Origin of the sequence: Alteromonas ponticola, from assembly GCF_012911815.1 — a bacterium.
GTDB classification, from domain to species: domain Bacteria; phylum Pseudomonadota; class Gammaproteobacteria; order Enterobacterales; family Alteromonadaceae; genus Alteromonas; species Alteromonas ponticola.
Genome location: NZ_JAATNW010000002.1, coordinates 185,791 through 208,498, shown reverse-complemented (window position 1 = coordinate 208,498; position 22,708 = coordinate 185,791). Strand labels below are relative to the sequence as shown.

18 protein-coding genes are annotated in these 22,708 nt (G+C 43.3%); 11 read left to right on the top strand and 7 right to left on the bottom strand.

All coding sequences use genetic code 11. The annotated features are described in order from the left end of the window. Positions 1–7: 7 nt before the first annotated feature. On the bottom strand, positions 8–655 hold the full coding sequence (locus HCJ96_RS03440) for an XrtA/PEP-CTERM system exopolysaccharide export protein (RefSeq protein WP_169209651.1): 648 nt from the start codon (positions 653–655) through the stop codon (positions 8–10). Positions 656–806: 151 nt separating this feature from the next. Here HCJ96_RS03440 and HCJ96_RS03435 point away from each other — a divergent pair, with 151 nt between their 5' ends. Continuing rightward, on the top strand, positions 807–2,219 hold the full coding sequence (locus HCJ96_RS03435) for a TIGR03013 family XrtA/PEP-CTERM system glycosyltransferase (RefSeq protein WP_169209650.1): 1,413 nt from the start codon (positions 807–809) through the stop codon (positions 2,217–2,219). Positions 2,220–2,472: 253 nt separating this feature from the next. On the opposite strand, the gene prsT is transcribed toward HCJ96_RS03435, so the two are convergent. Continuing rightward, positions 2,473–5,226 carry an XrtA/PEP-CTERM system TPR-repeat protein PrsT gene (gene prsT, locus HCJ96_RS03430; RefSeq protein WP_169209649.1) on the bottom strand — a complete coding sequence of 918 codons (2,754 nt, stop codon included), beginning with the start codon at positions 5,224–5,226 and terminating at the stop codon, positions 2,473–2,475. Between the two features lie 178 nt (positions 5,227–5,404). Here prsT and HCJ96_RS03425 point away from each other — a divergent pair, with 178 nt between their 5' ends. Next, entirely contained in the window at positions 5,405–6,274 is an 870-nt protein-coding gene (locus HCJ96_RS03425; RefSeq protein WP_169209648.1) for an XrtA system polysaccharide deacetylase, read from the top strand. On the opposite strand, the gene HCJ96_RS03420 is transcribed toward HCJ96_RS03425, so the two are convergent. From HCJ96_RS03420 to HCJ96_RS03405, 4 genes are read right to left on the bottom strand one after another with little or no spacing between them, the layout of a single operon-like run. Beyond that, positions 6,268–7,287, bottom strand: coding sequence for a GNAT family N-acetyltransferase (locus HCJ96_RS03420; protein ID WP_169209647.1), 1,020 nt, complete (start codon positions 7,285–7,287; stop codon positions 6,268–6,270). The genes HCJ96_RS03425 and HCJ96_RS03420 overlap by 7 nt on opposite strands. Positions 7,288–7,289: 2 nt before the next feature. Continuing rightward, positions 7,290–8,615 carry a FemAB family XrtA/PEP-CTERM system-associated protein gene (locus tag HCJ96_RS03415; protein WP_169209646.1) on the bottom strand — a complete coding sequence of 442 codons (1,326 nt, stop codon included), beginning with the start codon at positions 8,613–8,615 and terminating at the stop codon, positions 7,290–7,292. Then, positions 8,615–9,814, bottom strand: a complete 1,200-nt coding sequence (locus HCJ96_RS03410) for a DegT/DnrJ/EryC1/StrS family aminotransferase (protein WP_169209645.1) — start codon at positions 9,812–9,814, stop codon at positions 8,615–8,617. Before HCJ96_RS03410 ends, HCJ96_RS03415 begins: the two co-directional genes overlap by 1 nt. Continuing rightward, entirely contained in the window at positions 9,811–10,959 is a 1,149-nt protein-coding gene (locus tag HCJ96_RS03405) for a glycosyltransferase family 2 protein (protein ID WP_211162674.1), read from the bottom strand. The genes HCJ96_RS03410 and HCJ96_RS03405 overlap by 4 nt, the downstream gene beginning before the upstream one ends. Before the next feature lie 189 nt (positions 10,960–11,148). Here HCJ96_RS03405 and xrt point away from each other — a divergent pair, with 189 nt between their 5' ends. After that, complete coding sequence (gene xrt / locus HCJ96_RS03400; RefSeq protein ID WP_169209644.1) at positions 11,149–12,609, top strand: exosortase; 1,461 nt, start codon at positions 11,149–11,151, stop codon at positions 12,607–12,609. A gap of 3 nt (positions 12,610–12,612) precedes the next feature. Beyond that, positions 12,613–13,683, top strand: a complete 1,071-nt coding sequence (locus HCJ96_RS03395; protein WP_169209643.1) for a glycosyltransferase — start codon at positions 12,613–12,615, stop codon at positions 13,681–13,683. On the opposite strand, the gene HCJ96_RS03390 is transcribed toward HCJ96_RS03395, so the two are convergent. Next, entirely contained in the window at positions 13,675–14,286 is a 612-nt protein-coding gene (locus tag HCJ96_RS03390) for a sulfotransferase (protein ID WP_169209642.1), read from the bottom strand. The two genes, HCJ96_RS03395 and HCJ96_RS03390, sit on opposite strands and share 9 nt — an antisense overlap. Positions 14,287–14,703: 417 nt before the next feature. Here HCJ96_RS03390 and HCJ96_RS03385 point away from each other — a divergent pair, with 417 nt between their 5' ends. The 7 genes from HCJ96_RS03385 to HCJ96_RS03355 all read left to right on the top strand — a co-directional run bounded on the left by HCJ96_RS03385 (position 14,704) and on the right by HCJ96_RS03355 (position 22,708). Beyond that, positions 14,704–15,825 (top strand): glycosyltransferase, encoded by a 1,122-nt coding sequence (locus HCJ96_RS03385; RefSeq protein WP_169209641.1) that lies wholly within the window; start codon positions 14,704–14,706, stop codon positions 15,823–15,825. Between the two features lie 13 nt (positions 15,826–15,838). Next, positions 15,839–17,005, top strand: a complete 1,167-nt coding sequence (locus tag HCJ96_RS03380; RefSeq protein ID WP_169209640.1) for a glycosyltransferase family 4 protein — start codon at positions 15,839–15,841, stop codon at positions 17,003–17,005. A gap of 19 nt (positions 17,006–17,024) precedes the next feature. Next, positions 17,025–17,795 carry a sulfotransferase domain-containing protein gene (locus HCJ96_RS03375; protein WP_169209639.1) on the top strand — a complete coding sequence of 257 codons (771 nt, stop codon included), beginning with the start codon at positions 17,025–17,027 and terminating at the stop codon, positions 17,793–17,795. After that, positions 17,788–19,044 carry a polysaccharide pyruvyl transferase family protein gene (locus HCJ96_RS03370; RefSeq protein WP_169209638.1) on the top strand — a complete coding sequence of 419 codons (1,257 nt, stop codon included), beginning with the start codon at positions 17,788–17,790 and terminating at the stop codon, positions 19,042–19,044. The genes HCJ96_RS03375 and HCJ96_RS03370 overlap by 8 nt, the downstream gene beginning before the upstream one ends. A 15-nt stretch (positions 19,045–19,059) precedes the next feature. Beyond that, positions 19,060–20,517, top strand: a complete 1,458-nt coding sequence (locus HCJ96_RS03365) for a lipopolysaccharide biosynthesis protein (RefSeq protein WP_169209637.1) — start codon at positions 19,060–19,062, stop codon at positions 20,515–20,517. Next, positions 20,510–21,634: a glycosyltransferase gene (locus tag HCJ96_RS16500; protein ID WP_169209636.1), complete on the top strand. Its 1,125-nt coding sequence runs from the start codon at positions 20,510–20,512 to the stop codon at positions 21,632–21,634. The genes HCJ96_RS03365 and HCJ96_RS16500 overlap by 8 nt, the downstream gene beginning before the upstream one ends. A 138-nt stretch (positions 21,635–21,772) precedes the next feature. Next, a complete protein-coding gene (locus tag HCJ96_RS03355; protein WP_169209635.1) occupies positions 21,773–22,708 on the top strand; it encodes a sulfotransferase in 936 nt (311 codons plus the stop codon).

The following is a 22,708-nucleotide window of genomic DNA, read 5'->3' as shown; positions in this document are numbered from 1 at the left end:
GATGCTGCTAGAACCAAGCTTCCGGGATGATCACGATGTCACCAGGAAGAATATCCACGTTCTTAGATATGTTTCCTTTACGAATAAGATCATCTATATCTATGTCATAAGTACGTTTTTCGCCATCAACAACGCGAACCAATTTTGCACCGTTACCATCTGCAAACTCAGTCAAACCGCCCACTGATATCATAAGGTCAAGCAACGTCATGTTCTTGGTGTAGTTGACCACCTTTGGATTCATGGCTTCGCCGATAACTCTGACCTGTTCACTTAATGGGCCAGAGAATGAGTTAACACTGATTGTTACTCGGGGGTTATTTATATAAGTAGATAATTTCTGCTCTATTTCGCGAGCAAGATTGGTGGGTGTTTTACCCGCCACCTGAATATCTTCCACTAATGAGGTAGTTACTTTACCATCAGGTCTGACTGTAAAAGTGCCAGAGATATCAGGGTTACGCCATACGAATATATTTAACGTATCGCCAGGACCAATCAGATATTGATACTCACTGACATCCGTAGTAAGCGATGCATGCGTACTAGCTTCCGGTAAAGTAGAGCTTGAATCTGAAGTTAAACTGCTGCAACCTGCCAAAAGCGTAATCGAGGTTCCAAGTGCTATTTTAAATAAGTATTTAGAACGGTACATAAGAGATCATCCTGCGCTCGAATGGTTAAATTTTTATCGTAATGTAATTTACCCTACGGTAAATACCACTATAATGCCATCATCATTTGTAGTCTATTACAATAATTATCTTTATTATGTTCACTTTAGAAGTAAAATTAGGGGGCCAAGGGTGGCACTAAACAGGCGCAATCAAAATAAGCGATCGAATATTCTGGTTATCACCGAAGCATTATTAATCGCTTATATGGGATATATCACACACTTTATCCTCGCTCAGATCAACATCAGCCCTTCAGTTCCGATTGAAAAATTGATGGTTAATGTGGGCATGCTGACCATCTCAATTCTTATTTGTTCTTTATCGGTTGGCTTATATGAAACCAAACTTAGAGAGACATTCCGGGGAATCATAAGACGGATTTTCGTTAGTGTCGGCTTAAGTTATTTTTTTGTAGAGCTGATAAGCCGTACATTCTTTGATGCATTGATGATGCATCCTTACTTTTTACCCGCCGCTGTTTGTACAATTATTATTACACTGGTGGTTTTCAGGTATTTTACCAATCGATTAGGGCTGCTTGGTCTGGGAAAGGTTCGCATTGTCATTCTGGGTGCCGGTGAACGTGCTTCAATCATTGAAAAAAGAATGCGCCGAGACGTAGACCGGATTGGCTTTGAGCTGCTTGGCTTTATTCCTATCCCCGGTGACAACCGTGAGGATGGCATCCGCAAAGAGAAGATCATCCATGTAAAAGTGGATGAGAATTTTCAACAGTTTATCGCTGATAATGATGTTGAGGAAATCGTTATTGCCTGCGACCAGCGACGGGGAACGCTGCCGATTGATGTATTATTCGAATGTCGCCTGCGCGGTGTAGAGGTTACCGATCTGCTTGATTTCATGGAGCGGGAAACCGGACAAATTGTTGTCAATCTTATGTACCCCAGTTGGGTTATTTATTCGAATGGTTTTCAAAGTCAAAACTATTTAAGGGATGCACTGGATTATTTCCTGAATGCGTTTCTGGCTACATTCGTACTCATTTTTGCGTGGCCATTCATGTTAATTACGGCGCTGATAATCTGGTTAGACGATGGATTGCGTACTCGCACATCTGTGTTTTACAGGCAGGAAAGAGTGGGTCTGAATGGAAAGTTGTTTAAAATTATCAAGTTTCGCAGCATGCGACCTGACGCGGAAAAAGATGGTGCCAAATGGGCAAGTAAGAATGACGACAGGGTGACACGAATCGGTCACTTTATTCGCAAATACCGGGTTGATGAGCTTCCTCAGTTAATTAATGTTTTCAAAGGGGAGATGGCATTTATCGGACCGCGACCTGAGCGACCTGAGTTCGTTGAAAAGCTGGTAAGGGAAGTGCCGTATTATAATCAGCGCCATAATGTTAAACCGGGGCTAGCTGGCTGGGCGCAACTTAATTACCCGTATGGTGCAAGTGTTGAAGATTCGATGGAAAAGTTAAAGTTTGATCTCTACTACGTTAAGCACCAGAGCTTATTACTGGATATTCTTATCCTGATTAGAACGGTGGAAGTGGTGCTATTTGGTAAGGGCAGATAATCCCAAGTCATAAGCCATAATACCTATTAAAAAGCCAGTCAGCACTGCTGACTGGCTTTTTAACGTCCTAAACTAAGGCGGTGTATTCGATTGCGGCTAGCCAATTCGCTATCTTCAAGCGCTAAGCGAGCAAATAGCTTGAAACCGGTTAACTTTTGTCTCGAGCATCCACCACAGCGGCCACACAATTAGTGATTAAATGAATCTATTACTGCAATAAACAAGCAATGGTTGAGCTCACCGCTTCTCTCACTTATTGAAGTTCACTACGCAGCTGGTCTAACTCTTTCTGAAACTGTTGATTCTCTACGTTGCCAATTTTATCTACGACTTGACGGCTTTGCGTTTTATCACCCACAGCCAGTAATGCCTGTGCATAATGCAATGCGATATTGGGCGTGGGGGTAATGCTATATGCCTTCGCCAGAAGATCAACTGCCTTAGCTCCATTACCCATTTTTGCTTCGATCTGACCCAGTGTATCTAAAAGGTCAGGCACATTTTGTTGACGTTCTAAAGCGCTTTCTGCGACTTTCTTAGCCTCGTTGTACTCTTTGCTGGTCATTAACAACCATGCCAGGTTATTTGCGGCAATGACGTTGTTAGGTTGACGCTGCAAAATAGCCCGATACTGCTCTTTCGCCAACTCAGGTTGCTGGTAAATAACCAGGTTAGCTAGCAGGTTACGTGAATATACATCGTTAGGATGAGATTCAACTCTGTTTTTAAGAAAGGTAAGTAATTGGTCTGATTGCCTTGTTGCTTTTAGCGCTACAGCGATGGCTTTGGTATTAAATAAGTTTGGCGCCGCCTCATAATACGCGTTAAGCAAGGGAAGTGCTTCCTCCGGCTTCTTCTCTAACAACAGGATATGACCTTCAAGCCCTTTGCCAATTACTGATGTTTTAAATTCTTCAGGTAGTTTGGTCAACGCAATTCTTGCTCTGCGCGGATCCTGTTGTTCAACCAGGTGACGCACATTAATTGCTTTTAAGTTGGATGATTCAGGGATATCCGAGATTGCACGTTGAATTGCCTGCAACTTTTTACTTTCTTTCTCTGTGTTTTTGAAGAAGCTGATTTGCGCCAACGCGGCAACTTCATTTTTTGGCTGCATTCTGACCCAGGTAGCAAGCAAATCTTCCGCATCACTCATTTTGTTTTGCTGTAAATAGCTTTCCAGACGAGTGTAGAAATAATCATTCGAAGCAACTTTTTGCTGGTCCTGATCAATGTCTAACGTCGATTGTACTTCCTGATGTTTTCCTTGACGCATATAAAGCTGCGCCAACAACACTTTGAGTTCCAGGTTTTCGGGTGACTTTTCTATCGTTTTGTCTAACGTCTCAATACTCTTTGAGAGGTCATCCATTGCGTATATTCCGACTAACATTTTTACGCCGGGTAGAAACTCAGGTTTGCCTTCAACCAAGGGTTCCAGATGACCAATAGCGTCTTTGCGCTTGCCTTCGGAAAGCGCCTGGTTGGCAAAGTAGAGACGTGAAGGAGTATTTAGATTATCGATATCCTGCGCTTTTTGGTAAGCCGTTACCGCCTTTTCGTGATCTCCAGCCTCACGATGGGCGAGGGCAATCGTGTTATAGCCTAATATTTCACTGTCTTTGTCTTTAGTGAGTTGCTGTCCAAACTTCATCAGGGCTTCGTCGTCACCTTTTTTCAAATAGGCGTCAATCAGCCCCAATTTTGCTCCTTGTAGATTCTTGTCTTGCGAAATTGCCTTTTCTAAATCAGCAATGCCAGACATATCATTAAGTTGAATCTTAAGCAGGCCAAGGCGGGCAATATCTTCTGCTGAGTCGATTTTAATCGACTTCAGTTCGTCTAACAGTTCGCGCGCTTTCGTTTCTTCTCCTGAACGTGCCAGATTAGTGCCGAGCATAGCGACGATGCTGGCATCTTCGCTTGTCATCGAGTTCCATTGCTGCACCGTAGACGAGGCTTCCTGATCGTAGCCCAATAGAATCTGAGTTAAGACATATAATCGTCTTGCTGGGTGCTCTGCAGGAAGTTTGTCTACCACCATTTTCAGACTGCGATAAGATTGCTCGTAGTTTTCCAGCTGATAATCACTGACGCCCTTTACGACCAACGCCATCTCTGTACGCAGACCGGCTTGCACCGCTATATCGACCATGCGTTTCGCTGATTTATAATCCTTTTCGTTGAACGCAATGATGGCGCCTAACTTGTTCACATAAGGGTGAGAAGGGAATTCTTTTAACAATTGATCAGTTATTTTCTTACCTTCCTCAAACTGTTGTGCCTGCACCAGGGCGCCTGCTAGCAGAACTTTGGCCTCACGAGATTCAGGCTGCATATCGCTGTAATCCCTAAACGCGTCGACCGCTGCCTGAAAATTGTTGGCCTTTAAGTTGAGCTGCCCCAACAGCAGGTGAACTTCTGCTACCTCCGGACTACTTTCAACTAATTCGTTCAACAACGAAATTGCCTCATCCATACTGGCTTGGTTGGAAGTGACATACACACTGCCAAGCTGTGAATAGGTAGAATTTTCACCCGCCGCAGAGGCTTTTTCAAAAAACACCAGAGCTTCTTCTTCATTATTAAGTGCCGATGCTGCTACGCCTTTGTAAACATACATCTGAGCTATCTGGTCTTCTGAGAAGTCAGCACCATCAAAGTCAGTCTGGACGACCTCTTTAAAATCTCCGAGTCGTATTTGTGCCCGCGCTATGCCTAACGTAACGTCAGGTAAATCGCTGCCCAATTGCTTAGCTTTTTTAAGTTCTTTTTCAGCGGCTGCATAGTTACCGTTTGCCAGTAGTACCTGGCCAAGCAGGAGTCGCACTTGGATGTCATCGGGATTGTCCACTAGAACGTTCTGTAAATTAATCCGCGCTTCGTTTAATTGTCCATTTTCCAGAGCTGCTTCTGCGTCTGCAATCACTTCTTCGCGATTTACGGGTTGCGTACAGCCTACGCTAGCCGCAATTAACAAAGGCAGTATCAACGTTCTCTTAAGCATAAATGTTTCCTTTTACAAGCTAATCTCTTTACAATGAGCCAAGTTGCAAGAATATAAAGTTTATTCTTGTACTGGAAGAAATCCGCAGATGATCATCAAGCAATCCTGATTGGTTACTACTGCGTACATATATCTAAGTCAATACTGTAACTCAAGTAAGTAATAAAAAGTAGAATCTATGGCAAATGTTAACGCAATGACAGTGGATGTTGAGGAATACTTTCAGGTGGAAGCTTTCGCTCAGGATATTGCAATAAGTGAATGGTCAAACTATGAATCGCGTCTGGCTATTCAAATGGAAAAATTACTGTCGGTTTTTGCGGAAACAGAGGTAAAAGCAACTTTCTTTACGCTTGGCTGGATTGCCAAAGCGCATCCTAATATTGTTAAACAGATTGTTGCAGAAGGTCATGAAATTGCCAGTCACGGGTTCATGCATCAACATTTGTCAAAACAAAACGCGGATGTGTTTTATGAAGACATTTCCAAAGCAAAAGCATTAATTGAAGACATTGCTGGATGTGAAGTGAAAGGATATCGTGCGCCGTGTTTTTCAATAAGCGCTGACAATGACTGGGCACATGATTTAATCGCAAAAGCTGGCTATCAATATAGCTCAAGCAGTTATCCGATTAACCATGACTTATATGGTGTACCTAATGCACCTAAACATCCTTACAAACTTGCTAATGGATTACTGGAGATTCCTGTTACCACCGCGATGTGGCGCAACAAGGTGTTTCCTGCGGGGGGCGGCGGTTATTTCCGATTACTTCCTTTTGCGGTGTTCAACTGGCTATTTCAACAAAGTGACGCAAATTCCATTGCAAACTTTTACACCCATCCATGGGAATTTGACCCTGAACAACCCAGAATTCAAAGCAACTTCAAGTCAAGCTTTCGCCATCATGTCAATCAGCGCAGTGCGCTAAGCAAGCTGACAAAACTGTGCGCAAAGTACAACTGGACAACAATGGCAGATGCGTACCTTCCCAATACGTACCCACAGTTTGGTTCGTGGCAGAAAGTGGCTAATGGACATTACTGATTTCTTCTTAACCACCAGTGCAATATCGCATCTCTCACAGGATTAATCTTTTTAGGCAGGCAACATAAGGCAAACTTCTTTTGCTTTTTGTTGCCCCATTTGTATTTATACGATTCTACCCCGCGCAAGAAGTCAACCTTCGTAATCCCCAGCTCTGCAAAGTTTTTGTAAATTTGCTCAAGCATGATCATTCCTGGTGAAAATTGTCGAAAATCTGAGTTTATCACTGGTACATAATAATAGAGTGAGTTTTGTACAATAAAGCCCAGATGCGCAGCAATAATAGTGTCATTTTGTTTAATGCACGCAACATGCAAAAAAGGCACGCTCGCCTTTAGAAGTTCATGAATTTCGTTGCGATCGTGAATGGCAGTGAGCGCACTTTCGCCGTATTTAGCTGCATTATTATCCAGGATCCAGTTTATTGTATCTTCATCATAGCCCAGATCGAGTGAAACTTGCAGCGCCCCTGTCTCTTCCAGCTTTTTTCTTCGCCTGGCTGCATCGTTTATCACCTTCTTTTTGATCGAGCCCAACTTATCGGAATAGCTGACGTGTTCCCATCGTTGAAACTTTTTCAGACGACCAAACCGGTTGATGCTGCTCACCAGTACACTGGTGAGTTGTTGGTCGGGATAATGAAAAATGAGCGGTAACGAATTGAAATCTGAACGCTCTAACGCGTTAAAAATTGCATCCAGGCAATCACTTAAAAGGTAGCTTGAATCGATAAGCACACTTTGATAATCGGTAAAGCGTTGACATAGGTGCACCAGCCCCTCCATGCGGGCCTTCGGTATCACTATCTTTTTCGCCAAAGGCAAAATTGCCACGCATTTCGCATTGTCCCAGATTGAGATTAGGATAGGTTGGGCTTCGTAACTCGCTAGTTTCAGACACCAGTGATACTGAATAAACGGTGGTGTCTTTTCTCTTTCCTGTAAGGAAAGCCATTCCATTTTAAGCTCGTCGAATGCCTTGTGGCCTCGATGTATTTTTCCGTGTAATTCCATAATTAGGGCAACTGCGAAGCGATAAACGGTCCAATCTTATTTGCTAACCATACAGGCATGCGCTGCCAGGCTGCAATGGCTATTTTAAATTTCGGGTTGTCCGGATTAAGGCTCTGCTCAGTGTTTTGTTCTGTGGCCAATGTGTACCAGTAATGTTGTACGGGTACCGCTCCCCACTGCTTTTTAAATCGGTATGTGCCTGCATCTTTAGTTGAACGCCCAAAATCAAACCAGGTGTAGTTTTCAGTAATAGCTAATTTCAAAATATGGTCATACATCCACATGTTAATGTTCATTTTATTAGCTGAACGCAATGTAGAGGCCCAGGGGATTTCCATCATGTTTTTATGGGTGGTCAGAAAGGCTGCACCGACAGGTTTGTTACCCACATACACCACAGCGATCTTGGCTTGCTTGCCCAGTACACTTAGAAGTGAGCGGAAAAATGATTTATGCTCAACCGGCGTACCTAGATCTCGCATGTTGGTGGAAAATACGTGATAAAAGTCGTTCAGCAGCGCTTCACCACCTACTTTAAATTCTGGTGAAAATTCGTCTGCCTTCTTAGCCTGCGCTCTGACCTTTGCACCTAGCTGTTTCTCGAACGCAGCCAGATTTGCGGGAAGGGCTCTGAGCATAGACACCTTCTTTTCCGAGGCCTGCCTGTCAATCTTAAGCGTCGTTCTGATTTCAGCATATTTGTCACCCGCCGACCGCGCATGCTGGTCATAAGCCTCAATTAGTGCAGTAAAGACGCGCTTACACGCAGTCAAAGGCCCGCCATAATTAAAAAACGGCAGCGATACAGCAAATTGACCAAACAGTGGTGTGGACATGCGGATCACTGGCATGCCGCCAATTAACTCTCCACTTTGTGACCAGGCGCCAAATATTTCATACTGTACGTGCGGTTGCGTACAATAAAACTGATAGATGGCTTTAGAATGGTATAATGAGGCATGTTTGCTTTGCGTTACATACTGCCACCATTGATCTTTTTCTTGCTCTGAAACCATTTTTTTAACGCTGATTTCGTCGGTATACACCACTTCTTTCTGAATAAATTGTGCGGGCAGAGCGGGCGAGGAGGGGCGTGCTTTTTTCGCCGGCTTGTTGGCCTTCAAGCGCGACTTTAACAGCGCTTCATATTCTTTTAACTGTTCGGTTACACCCTGCATTGTCTCGACTAACGCCTGGTGGGAATCGCTACCTGCTTCTACGTCCTTAAACTGTCTTGCAGTCTGACCTTTTTCATTCTTCAAATTTTTAATAATGGATTTAAGTTCATCCAACTCAACGTCAGTGTTCTTTACTACATCCTTTATCATTATGCTGGTACCTTTTTAAGGTCTGTAAAATAGGGGGTGAGAACTTCTATCATTTTTTCTGCATGCTTGAAGGTTACGCCGGGGTGAAGCGGCAAAGTAAAAAATCCATCGGCGACATTTTGCGCTATCGGCGTGGAAAAAGGAGTGTCCACTTTTTCACGTATTTGGTCGATGCACACCAGCGGCTTTCCATACATAACCGACGCTCCCAGTCCCCGCGTATTACACTTAGCTACAATTGTATCGCGAATTTCTCTATTTGCCGCTAAAAGTGGCAGACGTAAAAGTCGTTTGGTTCCACTTTGCTGGGGCCATGCAACCGGCAGGTTTTTCTTCAACAGCTCTGAAAGGGTCTGCGGCCGTGACAAATAATGGCTAATTGCATCGCTACTAACACTGACTTTTTCACCTTCCATCATCTGAACGTCGGCTAATCTATGATATTCGGTAGCACCGAGCTTCAGCGCAGGAATACGCGAAATCAGCCCGTATGGAACAGGGTGACATACCCAGTTAAACAGGTTTGCTTTTACCCGTGTCTGCAGTGTAAGTGCAGTCGGCTTAGCGATTGACTGTGCGGAATTAAACTCACTAAACCAATCACTGTACTTTTCCTGCCAGGCTAACAGGCCACCGCCCATTAGGTTGACCGGTTTGCCACGACCAAATGATGTAATAAAGAAGTCAGCGTTATGTGTATTTGCCGGTAATCTGTATTCATTCAATGGGTTTGTACGATCGCGTTGAAGCGTTGCCTGGTCAGACTCTGGAAACCACTGAGCGTTATCTTCGATGATAAAAACGTCGCTGCTGAATGCTTTGCGAAGCGTATCGAGAGGCATTGAGATACCCAAAAGTGAAGGGCAAATGATCGCTAATAACGATTGGTCCAGTTGTTTTATCTGGTCTAAATCATACTGGTATGAATTAGCATCAAAATCAACAATCACTGGCTGAGTTTCAGCGTATTCACAGGCCGCCACCAGATCCGGACAGCCGTAGCCCGGAATGACGACGTTACGTTTCTGACTACCGCCGTGCTGTACCATCTTGCTCAGGGCTAGCGCCAGTGCGGCAGTGCCGGATTGTAAAAAAGTATGTGAAAAACCCACAAATTTCAGTGGCTTTTGGCTTGCGGACAAATTGTTATGGCCAGTGAACACCGGAGTGCCCACTGGTGGTAATTGCCTTAAAGTCATCTTGCGGAAGGTTGCCACACAGTCATTCGTTTACCAGAGATAAACTGGATACCTGCATCCAACAATGCCACGTTCACCTGAACGAAGAAGTAAATGATTTTTGCTATTGAATTTTCCCTGAGAGTAGGTGACCAATGCGCGAACAGCGCCACACCGTAAAACACAACTTGGGCAATGTAGGCCAGGGTGTAGATACTTTCACCATGTCCCATACAAAACGGAGTAACGACGAACAAGGCAAGTAAGGTCCAGGGAACAGTCCAGCGTAGCAGCTTGTGACTGATCACCTGAAATGAAAAAGCGCCAAACTTAAACGGGTTTAATATTTCCGGGTGGCGTTCAAGTGCTGTCATTCCTCTGATGACGGTACGGATTTTTCGGGCGTATTCTTTACTGGGGTCTGCTAAATCGGTGTAAAAGCCTAACACATCAGGCGCAGTCACCGCTTTGTAATCTGATTTTGCACAGTTAAGTGCGGTATTGAAATCGCTGGGAGAGTGAATGTCCCAATCGGCACACACTTCAACCCGCGCTGCGAAAAATGACCCGCTTAACCCAACCAGGCCCGCAAGTAATGATTCCTGTTTACGCAGCCACATTTCATATCTGACGTAAGCGCCTTCTCCTGCAACAGTACCGTCTTTACTGACAAAGCGGTCTTCACTGCTGATCGCGCCAACTTGGGGATCACTAAAGTACTGTACCAACTTAAGGATACCTTCTTCTTCTATGCGAGTGGCCACATCTGAAAATACGATAATGCCTTCTTCAACGGTTTGGATAGCATGCAGTTGTGCATTCTCTTTACCCAAACGTTCCTGCGCGCGAACTAACTTAACGCCCCGCTCAGCATAGGAATTGACGATTTCATCTGTTGCATCGGTTGAACAGTCTGAAGCGACCAGCAAGGTCAATTTGTCATTGGGATAGCGTAGCGACAGTGTGTTTTCAATTTTTTCTTTGATACGCTTTTCTTCGTTATAAGCTGTAACGATAACGGTAACGTTGGGCAGTTCGTCTTCAGTAAATTCCTGACGATAATGTGAGGGTAAACTTCTAAACTTTACCAATAATGTGAGGACCAACGGGTAAATAAAATAACTGAAAACTGAGAGTAGCAATAAAAGCCAAAACAAAAACGTCATAATACTTAATCTTATACCTCAAGGTTATACGTATACTTTACCCTGCTGAATGCTAAAATCGCAATCAATGATTTGTGCGCTTTGTTGCAAAGATTGCACAAAATCAATGAGTGAGTATTATACCAGCAGACGTTGCCTCTTTCTTACACCACGAAATTGGCGTAGAAGTTAATAGAATAAGTAGTATTCATGGAAAAAGATCGTAATTCATCGCCAATTTGGTTGGCATTCTTGTTTATTGGCGTTTTTATCGGCGTTTGCTACCTGATTATCCCAGGCACCTTTCAATCTATTCACACGCTGTGGTCGCAAAACAACCATACTTATTCACATGGCTACATTTTGCTGGCATTTGTCTGCTATGCACTCTTTGTCGACCGGCGCTGGTTGTTCCAACATCCTTCTTTTCTGGCGATACCGCTGGCATTGGCAGCCGGTATTGTCTGGGTGGCGTCAAATGCAGTTCAGGTTCTCCTTATTCAGCAAATGTTACTCCCGGTGCTGCTATTTACTGCATTACTTGCGCTGGTGGGGGTAAAGCACAGTTTTAGGGCGTTTATTCCTGTTTTAGCACTCTATCTGGCGATGCCGGTGGCTGACTTTTTGATCACTCCACTGCAGGATATTACGTCGCTGGTTGTGACGTCGTTATTAAGGCTGCAGGGGATAACCGCTTACATTGAAGGTTACGACATTCATTTACCTTACGGCATCATGCGCATTTCTGATGGCTGCGCTGGGGTCAACTACCTCTTGGCGGGTGTATGTATCGGGCTGTTTTACAGCTACCTGAACCTGCGTAAACCTGCGCTCAAATTGTGGGCTGTGAGTCTAATTATCATATTGTCTCTGGTGGGTAACTGGATCCGCGTCTGGTTGCTGATTCTCATCGGATATTACAGCAAGATGGAAAGCGGTCTGGTTCACGAACATGGTTTCTTTGGTTGGGTTATTTTTGCTTTGTTCGCCGTCGGATACTTTTTCTATATGCGTAAATTAGAAGCCAGAGACACCGAATTTGAGCCGAATGATCAGATTAAAGGCGAACTGGCTCCCTCAGTCAAACTTGTTTCGATATATGCACTGACGCTGCTTTCGTTCGCCGCTGCACCCTTATTTGTACAGTCACAGAACCCACACACCAATGAGACACAGTCACTGACCGTAACGCTGCCGGAAAAACTCACTCAGCTTAATGAACTAAACACTGCGCCTGAGGAATTCGGCATCGTTGTGGAAGGCGCAGACCATGCGCAACTGTTTCAGGGGCAAATTGACGGGAAGTTAGTGACGTTGGCAGTACTAACCTTCAAGGAACAACGCCAGGGAAAAGAGTTGATATATTATGCTAATCGTTTTGGTTCCGGCATCAGAAACGGAAAAACGGTTTCATTCGAATCTGAAAATCTCAACGCTGCTATGCTACCCGACGAAAAAGGAATTGCTTATTGGGGTTACAAGGTCGGTAATTCATTCTCAACCGGTGGCCTGGAAACCAAACTGTCTCAGTTAAAGCAGATTTTCTCGACCCCTTTAGCAAGTGCCATTGTGATGCATATTTCATGTGATCGTTATTGCAACGGATTGAAAGAAGAGGAAGTTGAACACAAAGCGATAGCGCACGCTATTACACAAGTGGAAATCAACTAACTGATGCACGCACTTCATATCGCTTCCGGGGATCTATGGGCAGGTGCAGAAGTACAAATTAGTACTTTGCTGACTCAACTGGTAAAAAAAGGTGAGAAAGTCAGTGCAATTGTACTCAATGAGGGCAGGCTGGCAAAAGAGTTAGCTGCCAATGGTGTGTTTGTCACAATTTTGCCAGAGTCTGAATATGGTCTCATCGCCCTGATTAGCAAAATAAAAGAGATTTTAAAGTCGACCAAACCCGACGTAATTCATACCCACAGACAAAAAGAACATATTGTTGGCAGTATCGCGAATCTGCTTTGCAATCAGGTAGCCTGTGTACGAACAGTGCATGGAAGCCCGGAGTTTTCATTGTCATTTAAGCAACGTGTGCAGACTTCGGTCGATCGATTTTGTGGGCGATTCTTACAACACGCTGTCATTTCAGTAGATGCTGAACTAACCGAGAAACTAGCGCGTTATTTTAAGCGCGGTAAAATTCATACCATACCGAATGGTATTGATGCTGAACAGACAATTCGCCTAGCGAAAAACGTTACCGACACGGTGAATAAATCGTTCACACACATTGGCATTGTCGGCAGACTGGAACCCGTCAAGCGAGTCGATTTGTTTATCCGGATGGCGAGTGAAATATTGCGCTCTCAACACAATGAAAAAGAGTTCCATTTTCATATTTTTGGTGATGGCAAATTGGCTGTTGAACTTAAACAGTTGGCCACTGAACTGAGTATTGAGAAGCATATCACTTTCCACGGTCACACCAACTTAATTCAGGGGTGGATGGGGCAGATGGACGTTATTGTGATGCCATCAGATCATGAAGGGTTGCCCATGACCGCGTTGGAATGTCTGGCATTAGGTAAACCTTTGGTGGCACATGCAGTGGGCGGGTTGATTCCACTGTTATCGAAGGCATTCCCAATCGGATTGGTAGAAGACCATAGCGCCGCAGGCTATGCCGATAAAATTTTAGAAACGCTTGATAAGAGGCAGAACATTTCGCTTCCACACTCTTATCATGCCTCAGTTAATGCTGACCGAGTACTAAGTCTTTACCAATCACTTTGAAAGCTGCTTTTTATCCCACTCAGGCGTACCGTATAATGTTTTATTTTCATGCGGAAAGTCATCGAGAGAAGTTTCTTTACCAAGAAAATCGGCCAACTTTTTAAGCTCGCCCTTGCGTCTGACATCCAGGCTAATGAACTTGCTTTGAGGAGCATCTTTAAAGTAGCTCTGCACAAATTCTCTATGTTCTCTGAATTCTTTAAGTTGCGCCTCAATGTCTGGCTTTTGATTAAAGATTTGAATTCGCCAGTTATAATATGATTTTTTCCAACTTTCCTCATCGCGTTCCAGATAAACGAATTTGCTATTTGGAAAAACCTTGTCCAGAACTGGAATCATGTCTATTAGTAACCAGGGGAGATCGTCGAGTGAGTCAAACTTGGCGGTATAATCAATGACATTGATAATGCGTTGATTTTTATAGTCTTCGCGCCAAAGGTTCTGATTAAAGGATGAATGATAGTAACCAAAATTTCTCATCGCTCTGCCAAAACTAGTTGTTCCAGTTTTGTTGTAACCGATGCAAAAAACTTTGCCTTCGTATTTTTTTGGTCGGGCCAGGTGTTTTAGTTTGCGCTTAATTCGGAACGCTAACGACTCCATAATAATTCCTAAATTGTTATCCTCAAAACGATTACCGTAAGCAGAAATGGCAACGAAAATCATTGCGGCGCATCAACTTTATGATATTTACTGTATGAGTTCTACTTAATTAAAATGCTGTGGGCACTTAATATACTTAAGAAGCGCTTACTAAGCCCAACACTGTTTTTGGTTTATCTAAGGTTTAGCTTTCCTTGTTATACGATTGGCCTCATGCTTTCAAATGGACTCAACACGCCATTTTCACCTCCAGCGGGCAGGTCTGGTTAGTGTGAATCTTTACTTTGTCAAAGTGAGCCTTTTTTACCTTTTTTAAGTACTATTGCCTAAATTATAAATAAATTTCGCTTTAGATAGAGTACAGTAGCTACTTGAGTTTGTATGGTGTCTTGAATTGCGCGATTTAAGGTAGTAAGTGTGGATAAAAAAGTCTTAGTTGTAGTAGACAAAAGTGATGGAAAACTAGCCCCATCGGAAACGTTTTTACGCAGTCATATAAGAGAGTTGGCCTTTGAAGATTGTGCACTCATCGGTAGTAAAGGTCGACGCTATATTTTTAAGTCTGGAAAGGTACTTCAAAACCAATCTTTGCTAGCTAAAGCTTTTTCGAGGCTATTGAATGTATTTTCAAAAACGCATCCTTTATCGGAACCGCAGGCAATTAAACGCTTCATAATTCGCAACAATATTGATTTGGTGCTGGCTGAATATGGCTCTACCGGCGTTCATGTGATGGATGCGTGCGCGGCAGCTGAAGTTCCGTTCATTGTTCATTTTCATGGGTGGGATGCGTATACCGATTATATGTTGGAAACATTTGGTGATGCTTATCAGGTCATGTTTAAACGGGCGGCCAAAGTCGTTGCAGTGTCCCGACATATGAAATCACAATTAGTCGCTATCGGTTGCCCGGAAAATAAAATTGCAGTAATCCCCTGCGGTGCAGATTTGCCAGCTGAATTAGCTAAATCGACATACCAACCGGTCAAAAAATTTATTATGGTCGGCCGCTTAACACCGAAGAAAGGGCCACTCAACTCATTAAAAGCATTCAAAGAAGTGGTATCTTCATTTCCACACGTGAAGTTAGACATTATCGGTGATGGGCAGCTTAAACAGGAAATCGAGTCATTCATTGCCGAACATGCCCTGGAAGATAATGTAACCCTGCTTGGGCCTCTGGACCACGACAAGGTGGTTAAACATTTGCTTGACAGCGATTGTTTTTTACAGCATTCGGTGGTGTCTGAAAATAATGACCACGAGGGTACCCCTGTCGGTGTGCTGGAAGCGATGATGATTGGTTTGCCTGTCATTGCCACCCGACACGGCGGCATCAGTGACGTTATGACCCATGAGGAATCGGGTATTCTTATTAATGAGCATGATATTGAGTCAATGCAACACTACATGAAGCTGCTCGTATCAGATCCGGCCATGGCGGAAAGCATAGGAAGAAAAGGCAGAGACACAGCTTTGGAGCGGCATACTGCTGCGATCAGTATCGCTAACCTTAAAACAACAATTGAACATGTTTAGTGTGGTTTGAAGTATGAAAATTGGATATATATATGATTTGCAAATTTTTCCACCAAAGGGTGGAAACCACACGCATGCATTGGAAGTGAGTGAAAATCTTACCAAATTAGGACATGAAATTTTCGTAGTCAACGATCCCACCAATCCCGTAGCAGTGAAGTCCTTTGATCCCAAAGCTGATAATTGGGTGGATGAGTTTTTAACTTCGATTGATGTGCTCATGCTTCGTGTAGATGCGCGTTTTATTTCTAAAATGGCCCACTTTATGGACGTTTACAAGCATGGACTCTCCGTTCCACTGTTTTTAGAAATAAACTCACCTTCATATGAAGCCATGGCGTATTCCTGGTTAGGCGGGCGTAACTTATGGTTGGGAGTGGTGAAAGAAAACCCGCTAAAAAAATTAAAACGTTGGCTTCATCAGAAGCGGGTTGAAAGAGACACCGCAGCCGAGGAAAGTTTTCGTAAAACACTGGCAGAGTCAGTTGCAGGTGCGATTTGCGTATCAAGCGGAATGGGGGGGTACGCAAGCTCGTTGGGAATAAAAAACGTAAAGGTCATCCCCAATGGCGGACCACTGGTCACAGATGAATTTATTTCCAATGTAAAATCGGATGAGAATAACGAACAGTTTACCTTGCTGTTTGCTGGCAGTTCCGTTTATCCGTGGCAGGGGTTGGATATTCTGGCCGATACGATTAGACTAGCCAGTTCGAAAAAATTGCCCATTCATTTCCGTTTAATCATTAATGGACCACTTGATGGCATGCCAGAACTGGATAACGTTTCTGTACGGCAAAAGATCCCTCGTGAAGAGGTACTTACCGAGATTGCAAACGCGGATGCGTGTATTGCGTTGATACATCAATGGCACTGGTGTCCGGACGGGTTCTACCTCTCGCCCATAAAGATATTTGAATATCTGTCGATGGGTGCGCCAGTCATCACTTCCAATCACAGTCAAATGAAAGAGCTGCTGGTGAACGAAAAAAGTGCGTTTCTAGTGGAAAATGACCCTGCAGAAATCTTAGACGTAATCATGAAAATTAAGGATGATCGTCAGCTATTAAAAACGGTTGGAGAGAACGGTCAAGCGCTTGTCAGAACAAAGCTCAACTGGCCGAATGTGGCAGCAGAGACTGACCAGTTCTTAAAACAAGTTCTCGCTCAAAAAGCCTAAAAAATTCAATGGAAAAACAGTGTTAAAGATATTTGACCGATTTAAGCCTGGTAAAAAAATTGATCAGACTTTAGTGGTCGTAAGCGGTATGCCAAAATCTGGAACGACAGCGATTTTAAAGCTGTTAGGTGCGGCTATGCAGACGACCACGTGCAACGATCCTTTCTTTCAGTTGGATAAAAGAGAGGTAGTATTTCGAGAACAGCTTTTCGAAGGAAGAATAACACTCACTGATTTGGTAGGTGATTATCCCGCGTTGTTCTCAGGAACTATTTTAAAAGATCCAAACTTCCCACTATTACTTCCGCAGGTGCAAGCTACGTTTAATTCTGCGCAAATAGTCAATCTGGTGCGAAACCCATTCGATAACATTCGTTCGATTTTAGATCGACTGGATCTGGATGGTTCCGGTGATGATCAACAAATTTTGGACAAAAATATTCAGGGAACCTGGTATAACGTTTTGATGGGAAAGTCGCCAGAGGTTGCGGGACATAACTGCGTTGAGCGTCTTGCCAATCGATGGGTGCAGTCAGTGAACAGTATTGCTGAAGACGCGCTGGTGGTCAGGTATGAAGATTTTCGCGCGCAGAAAAAACTATGCATTGAAAAGTTGGTCGTCGATTTAGGCTTTGAAGTAAAAAGTGACATTTCAACGATAGTTGACCAGCAGTTCCAGCCTAAAGGTAAAAAGAAGAATATGGCAGCTACCGACTTCTTTACTGCCAGTGCACTTGAGTCGATTGATGAGATAACCCGTAATTTCAGAAGTAAATTCAATTATGACTAAAAAAGTTTTAATCACCAATATCGTCTCTTTAAACCCGGGCGATGCTGCCATCTTGTTGGGGATGAAGTGTCTGGTTGAAGCGAAATACGGTAAAGACGCTGAGCTGATTGTGTATGACCGAAATGCAGCAGCAGCTCAAAAATACTATGACTGGTGCACATTTAAGCAAAGCTTATTTGCTACACCGTCACCGAATGCATTAGAACGGTGGTTTGAAAGAATTGGCTACCGACATTTGATTGAGCGGTTTAACTTTTATCGTCTCTGTTTCGCGCAAGGTCTGATGAAACGTGAACTGGGTTTACTGGCAAGAATGTTTACCAGTAAAGCGACCTGTGAAAAAATTGATGATTACCTGTCCGCAGATCTTATTATGTGCAGTGGTGGTACGTTCTTAACCGAAAATTACAATATCCAATCCTGTTTGTATGACTTCAGATTTAGCCAGCATACTGACGCTAAGTTAGGTATTTTTCCTCAAACGCTGGGGCCATTTAAACATCCAAAAAACGTTCAGCAATTAACTGCCAGTTTCAATGATTTTGACTTGTTGATGGTACGTGACCAGGCGTCGAAAACGCATTTAACTGAAATTGGCATCAATGAGCAACGTATCCATTTGGTTCCAGACGCAGCGTTTTGTATTGGCCATTTTATTACGTTGCCCACCCGTACTCCAAATGCCAAAGACACCATGCGTGTAGCGGTTTCGGTCAGGCCGTTAAAATTCTTTGAAGATGGCAAGGAAGAGCTCTATATCAATTCAATTGCGCAACTTGTTACTGATTTAGTACAGCAAAAGCAAGCTGAGGTTTCATTTTTAAGTACGTGTCAGGGCATCGAAGAATACTGGTCGTCAGATGATAAAATGGCCGATCGCATTGTAGATAAATTGCCAGCTGACGTTAAAAGTGCCGTTAGGGTAGACAGGAAGTTCAGAGCACCGTTAGGTTTCCTGCAAAAGTGCGTGGAATTTGATTTCATAATAGCGACCAGGATGCATGCTGCAATTATGGCGATTAGCTGCGGAATACCCGCTATAGCCATCGCTTACGAATTTAAAATTGCCGAGCTTTACAAAAATCTAGGTTTGCAGGATTTTTACACCGACATTGATAACAACATGCTACAGAAACTCAGTGCCGCGGTTGATAAAATCTTTACGCCGGAGTTTGAGCAGGACTTTGACGCATCGAGACTTGCGATAACGCAAAAGTCCTTAACCGCCTTGCAATATATGCCAGATTAGCGGACATAGCAGTGCATGAGTGAATTAAAAGCGAAAACGTCGGTTGCGCTAATCTGGTCTTATCTGGGTAAGATGGGAACTCAAGGAGTTTCCATCGTCGTTGGAATACTTTTGGCCAGGCTACTGCTGCCAGAAGACTTCGGGCTAATCGCAATTTGCGTGATATTCAGCGGACTAGGCACGCTGTTAACTGATTTTGGATTAACGTCGGCATTAATCCAGCGGCAAAAGTTAGAAAACAGCATGTTGAATAGTATTTTCTGGTTAAATACATGCTTCTCTATTGTAATCTATCTTGTGGTAGTCAGCTTCGCTGGCCCCATCTCTGGCTACTTTGACCAACCTCAGCTAAGTGAATTATTGCCTTTAGTAATGCTAACGGTGGTAATGGGGGGCTTAGCCAGTGTACCGAATGCGATTTTAAGCAAAACGCTCGACTTCAAGTCCATTTCGGTAGGAAGTTTAGTTTCGGTGCTACTAAGTGCCGTAATCGCACTCACTATGGCATTTAATGACTATGGAGTGTACGCACTGGTAGCCCAGCAGTTGGCGACACACTTTTTCTACATGTGCTTTATCTATATCAAGTCAAAGTGGTTTCCAAAATTCATTTTTTCTCTCGCGGATATTAAATCCGTGTTCAGCTTTAGTGTTTACGTTTTCTCCACGCAACTGCTCAATTACTTTGCGATAAATCTTGATGGTTTTTTAATTGGAAAGTACCTGAGTGCGACACAATTGGGATTTTTTACCAGAGGTAAAGAGTTCACCCTCGCGCCAATGCGCAATATCATTTCGTCGCTTAATGCAGTGATGTTCCCTTCACTGTCTATCATTCAGCATCAGAAAGCGCGCGTATTTAATATTTATGTACAATCCATCCAACTGATCGGCTTTGTTATTTTTCCCATTCTTGGCGGGTTGTTCTGGATTTCCCACGAACTCGTGTTCATTCTGTTGGGGGAAAAATGGTTGCCGATCGTGCCTCTGGTTAAGGTCTTTTGCGTAGCGGGTGGTTTGATTGGGTTAGCTTCTATCAACGGCGCAGTGTTTAAGTCGCAGGGTAAAGCTAAAACCCAGTTCTTAATGAATCTGGGGACTAAACCGATCACTATAAGTTGTAGCGTTATAGGCCTGCAATATGGGTTGATGGGTGTTGTATACGGCTTTCTGGTAAGTAAATTTATTAACACTATTATTTCACAGTACGTGTTATGCAGAACATTAGAGCAACCTATCTTAAGCGTTTGGACAGTTCTCCTTAAACCATGTTTTTGTCTGGTTTCAATGCTTGCTGTGTTGTGGGGTGTCGAACTACAACTAAGTTCTTCAGATACCTGGTTGAAATTGCTCATCTTAATACCGGTGGGGGGCATCAGCTACTTACTGGTTTCTTTACTTATCGCAAGAGACATATTGTTTTCAGTGCTGGAAAAATTTAGCAGTATAAAAAAGGGTTCAAAACGTGCGTAACATTTTGTGTTTATCAAACTACCGTTCAGACGTCGGTTATGCGTGGTGGCTGATGGAACTATTTTGGGTTCAAATCGGTGACTTTGCTAGTCAAAAAGACGCACAAGGGTTTGTGCTGTACCCGGAAATCGCTGAAATTCCAGATAGCATTAAGCGTTCAAAGTTAGAAGTTGAACAGGGCAAGTTGTTCGAACCAGGGCTAGGTGGTGCACTTAGGGCGATAAAGCTGATCAGAAAGCTTCAAATTGGAACACTTTATTTAACGGACCGTCCGTATGCTACTTTCAGGTATCTGCTGTTTCGTTTAGCAGGCGTAAAAAAAATTATTGTGCACGATCATACACCAGGTGACAGACCCACTATCACAGGTATCAAAGGGAAAATAAAACGAATTCGAAATGCGATCCCAGGTATAGCTGCCGATGCCATTTTTGCGATTTCTCCGCTTATGAGAGAGCGAGCCATAAAAAACTCATGTTTTCCCGATAGTAAATGTTTACTGGTGCAAAATGGCATTCGCGAAGTCGTCACTTCTCAGTCACGTTCCAAAGTAAGAGAATCTCTGCAAATACCCGCTGATGCTGTTGTGATAGTGACCACTGGCAGGATACATGAATATAAGCGCCAGGATTTGATTATAAAAGCCTTTAGCGACGTCGCTAAGAAAACAGATGCAGTGTTAAAGCTATTAATTATCGGTGACGGACCACAGCGAGAGGAGTTCGAAACACTGGCCCGATCATGTGGGGCCGCTGACCATATTCAGTTTCTTGGCTATCGAAACGATGTGCCTGATGTTTTAGCTGCGTCAGATATTGCTATACATGCAGCCAAAGGGGAAGGGTTCGCTCTATCCATTGTCGAATACATGTCATTAGGTTTACCAGTGATTACGCCCGATATCCCTTCAGTTAGACAGGCGGTAGATGACAAGATCAATGGGCTAATATTTCGCGATGGTGAAATCACAGACTTAGTGCAAAAGATTTTACTTCTGGTTAATGATAATGCGCTGAGGGAAAATCTGGGCAGTTCTGCCAAGCAAAAATCTTCGCACTATACCGTTGATAAAATGCTGAAAGAATTTGAGAAACAATGGAATCTTGTGTGTAAATAACCGGTTTTAAAAAGACAGAGTGCTCGTTGTCTGCGATGACGCCACATACCTTATTATCTGTTTTCTTTACCAATTTCTTGCAGTTAAAGTTTTTATAGCGTATTTTTTGCCCAATGATTTGTTCGATGGACGCGCTATATGGTTGGAGAACTCGTTTTAAATTTATTTACACGACTATACAATTCTGAAAAAACAATAAGCGTATGTTGCTCACCGCGCTCTGGAAGCACTTGGCTTGCCGAATGCCTGGTAGAAAAAGGGCATCTGGATTGGGTAGATGAGCCATTGAGACTTGTAGGTGGTGAAGATAGCTTTCTCTACAAAGCCGGATTCCGCGCAAGAACCTTCATAGAAGAGGATGACTATCGGTCGGAGAGAGCCAGCAAAATCCAACAAATTCTTGAAGACGTATTGATAGGAAGGGTAGGGTATTTAAATAAAAGCCGCGTTCTAAAGAGAAGATTACTGCTGAAATTCGTCAGAATTAATAGATTATTACCCTTTATTTCAACGCTTTTCCCCAAGCAAAAATTCATTCTACTAATAAGAAACCCTTGTGCCGTTATTGCCAGTCAACTCAACATGCACGGCAACGTAAATAATCTCTGGTCTGCTGTAACACAGCCAGCTCCTGATATTCCCCAAGCGTTTTTGCCGTTGGTCAATAAAATCAATCCTAAAGAACCGCATCAGATTTTAGCCGTCAATTGGGCCATTGACCAAGTTATTGCAGTTCGTGAAGCAGAAAAAAATCCGTTTGTTTTTACCGTATTTTATGAGCATCTGATAGACGATTCTGAAAAAAATATCGCGAAGCTGTGCGAGTTTGCCAACATAAAAAATCCTCCTTTGGCTGATAGACCTAGCAGTACGGCTTCGGAGGATTTCAATAAACAATCTCAAATGATCAAGTGGCAGGAAAAATTAACGGCAGAGCAAATTTCAGACATTTACGAAATATGCGAAATACTTGGGGCAAGCTTTTATGGCACTGATCATTTACCGAAAGCTAACGATGCTTTAATTAAAAGCACTGAACCAAAGTTTAACGCATTGGTTAAGCAAGCGAGTTAA

Coding starts and splice junctions, on each gene's coding strand:
- HCJ96_RS03410 (WP_169209645.1), bottom strand. CDS start 9,814: ATGACTTTAAGGCAATTACCACCAGTGGGCACTCCGGTGTTCACTGGC.
- HCJ96_RS03415 (WP_169209646.1), bottom strand. CDS start 8,615: ATGATAAAGGATGTAGTAAAGAACACTGACGTTGAGTTGGATGAACTT.
- HCJ96_RS03355 (WP_169209635.1), top strand. CDS start 21,773: ATGGTTGGAGAACTCGTTTTAAATTTATTTACACGACTATACAATTCT.
- HCJ96_RS03425 (WP_169209648.1), top strand. CDS start 5,405: ATGGCAAATGTTAACGCAATGACAGTGGATGTTGAGGAATACTTTCAG.
- HCJ96_RS03365 (WP_169209637.1), top strand. CDS start 19,060: ATGAGTGAATTAAAAGCGAAAACGTCGGTTGCGCTAATCTGGTCTTAT.
- HCJ96_RS03370 (WP_169209638.1), top strand. CDS start 17,788: ATGACTAAAAAAGTTTTAATCACCAATATCGTCTCTTTAAACCCGGGC.
- HCJ96_RS03405 (WP_211162674.1), bottom strand. CDS start 10,959: ATGACGTTTTTGTTTTGGCTTTTATTGCTACTCTCAGTTTTCAGTTAT.
- HCJ96_RS03420 (WP_169209647.1), bottom strand. CDS start 7,287: ATGGAATTACACGGAAAAATACATCGAGGCCACAAGGCATTCGACGAG.
- HCJ96_RS03440 (WP_169209651.1), bottom strand. CDS start 655: ATGTACCGTTCTAAATACTTATTTAAAATAGCACTTGGAACCTCGATT.
- HCJ96_RS03390 (WP_169209642.1), bottom strand. CDS start 14,286: ATGGAGTCGTTAGCGTTCCGAATTAAGCGCAAACTAAAACACCTGGCC.
- HCJ96_RS03395 (WP_169209643.1), top strand. CDS start 12,613: ATGCACGCACTTCATATCGCTTCCGGGGATCTATGGGCAGGTGCAGAA.
- prsT (WP_169209649.1), bottom strand. CDS start 5,226: ATGCTTAAGAGAACGTTGATACTGCCTTTGTTAATTGCGGCTAGCGTA.
- HCJ96_RS03380 (WP_169209640.1), top strand. CDS start 15,839: ATGAAAATTGGATATATATATGATTTGCAAATTTTTCCACCAAAGGGT.
- xrt (WP_169209644.1), top strand. CDS start 11,149: ATGGAAAAAGATCGTAATTCATCGCCAATTTGGTTGGCATTCTTGTTT.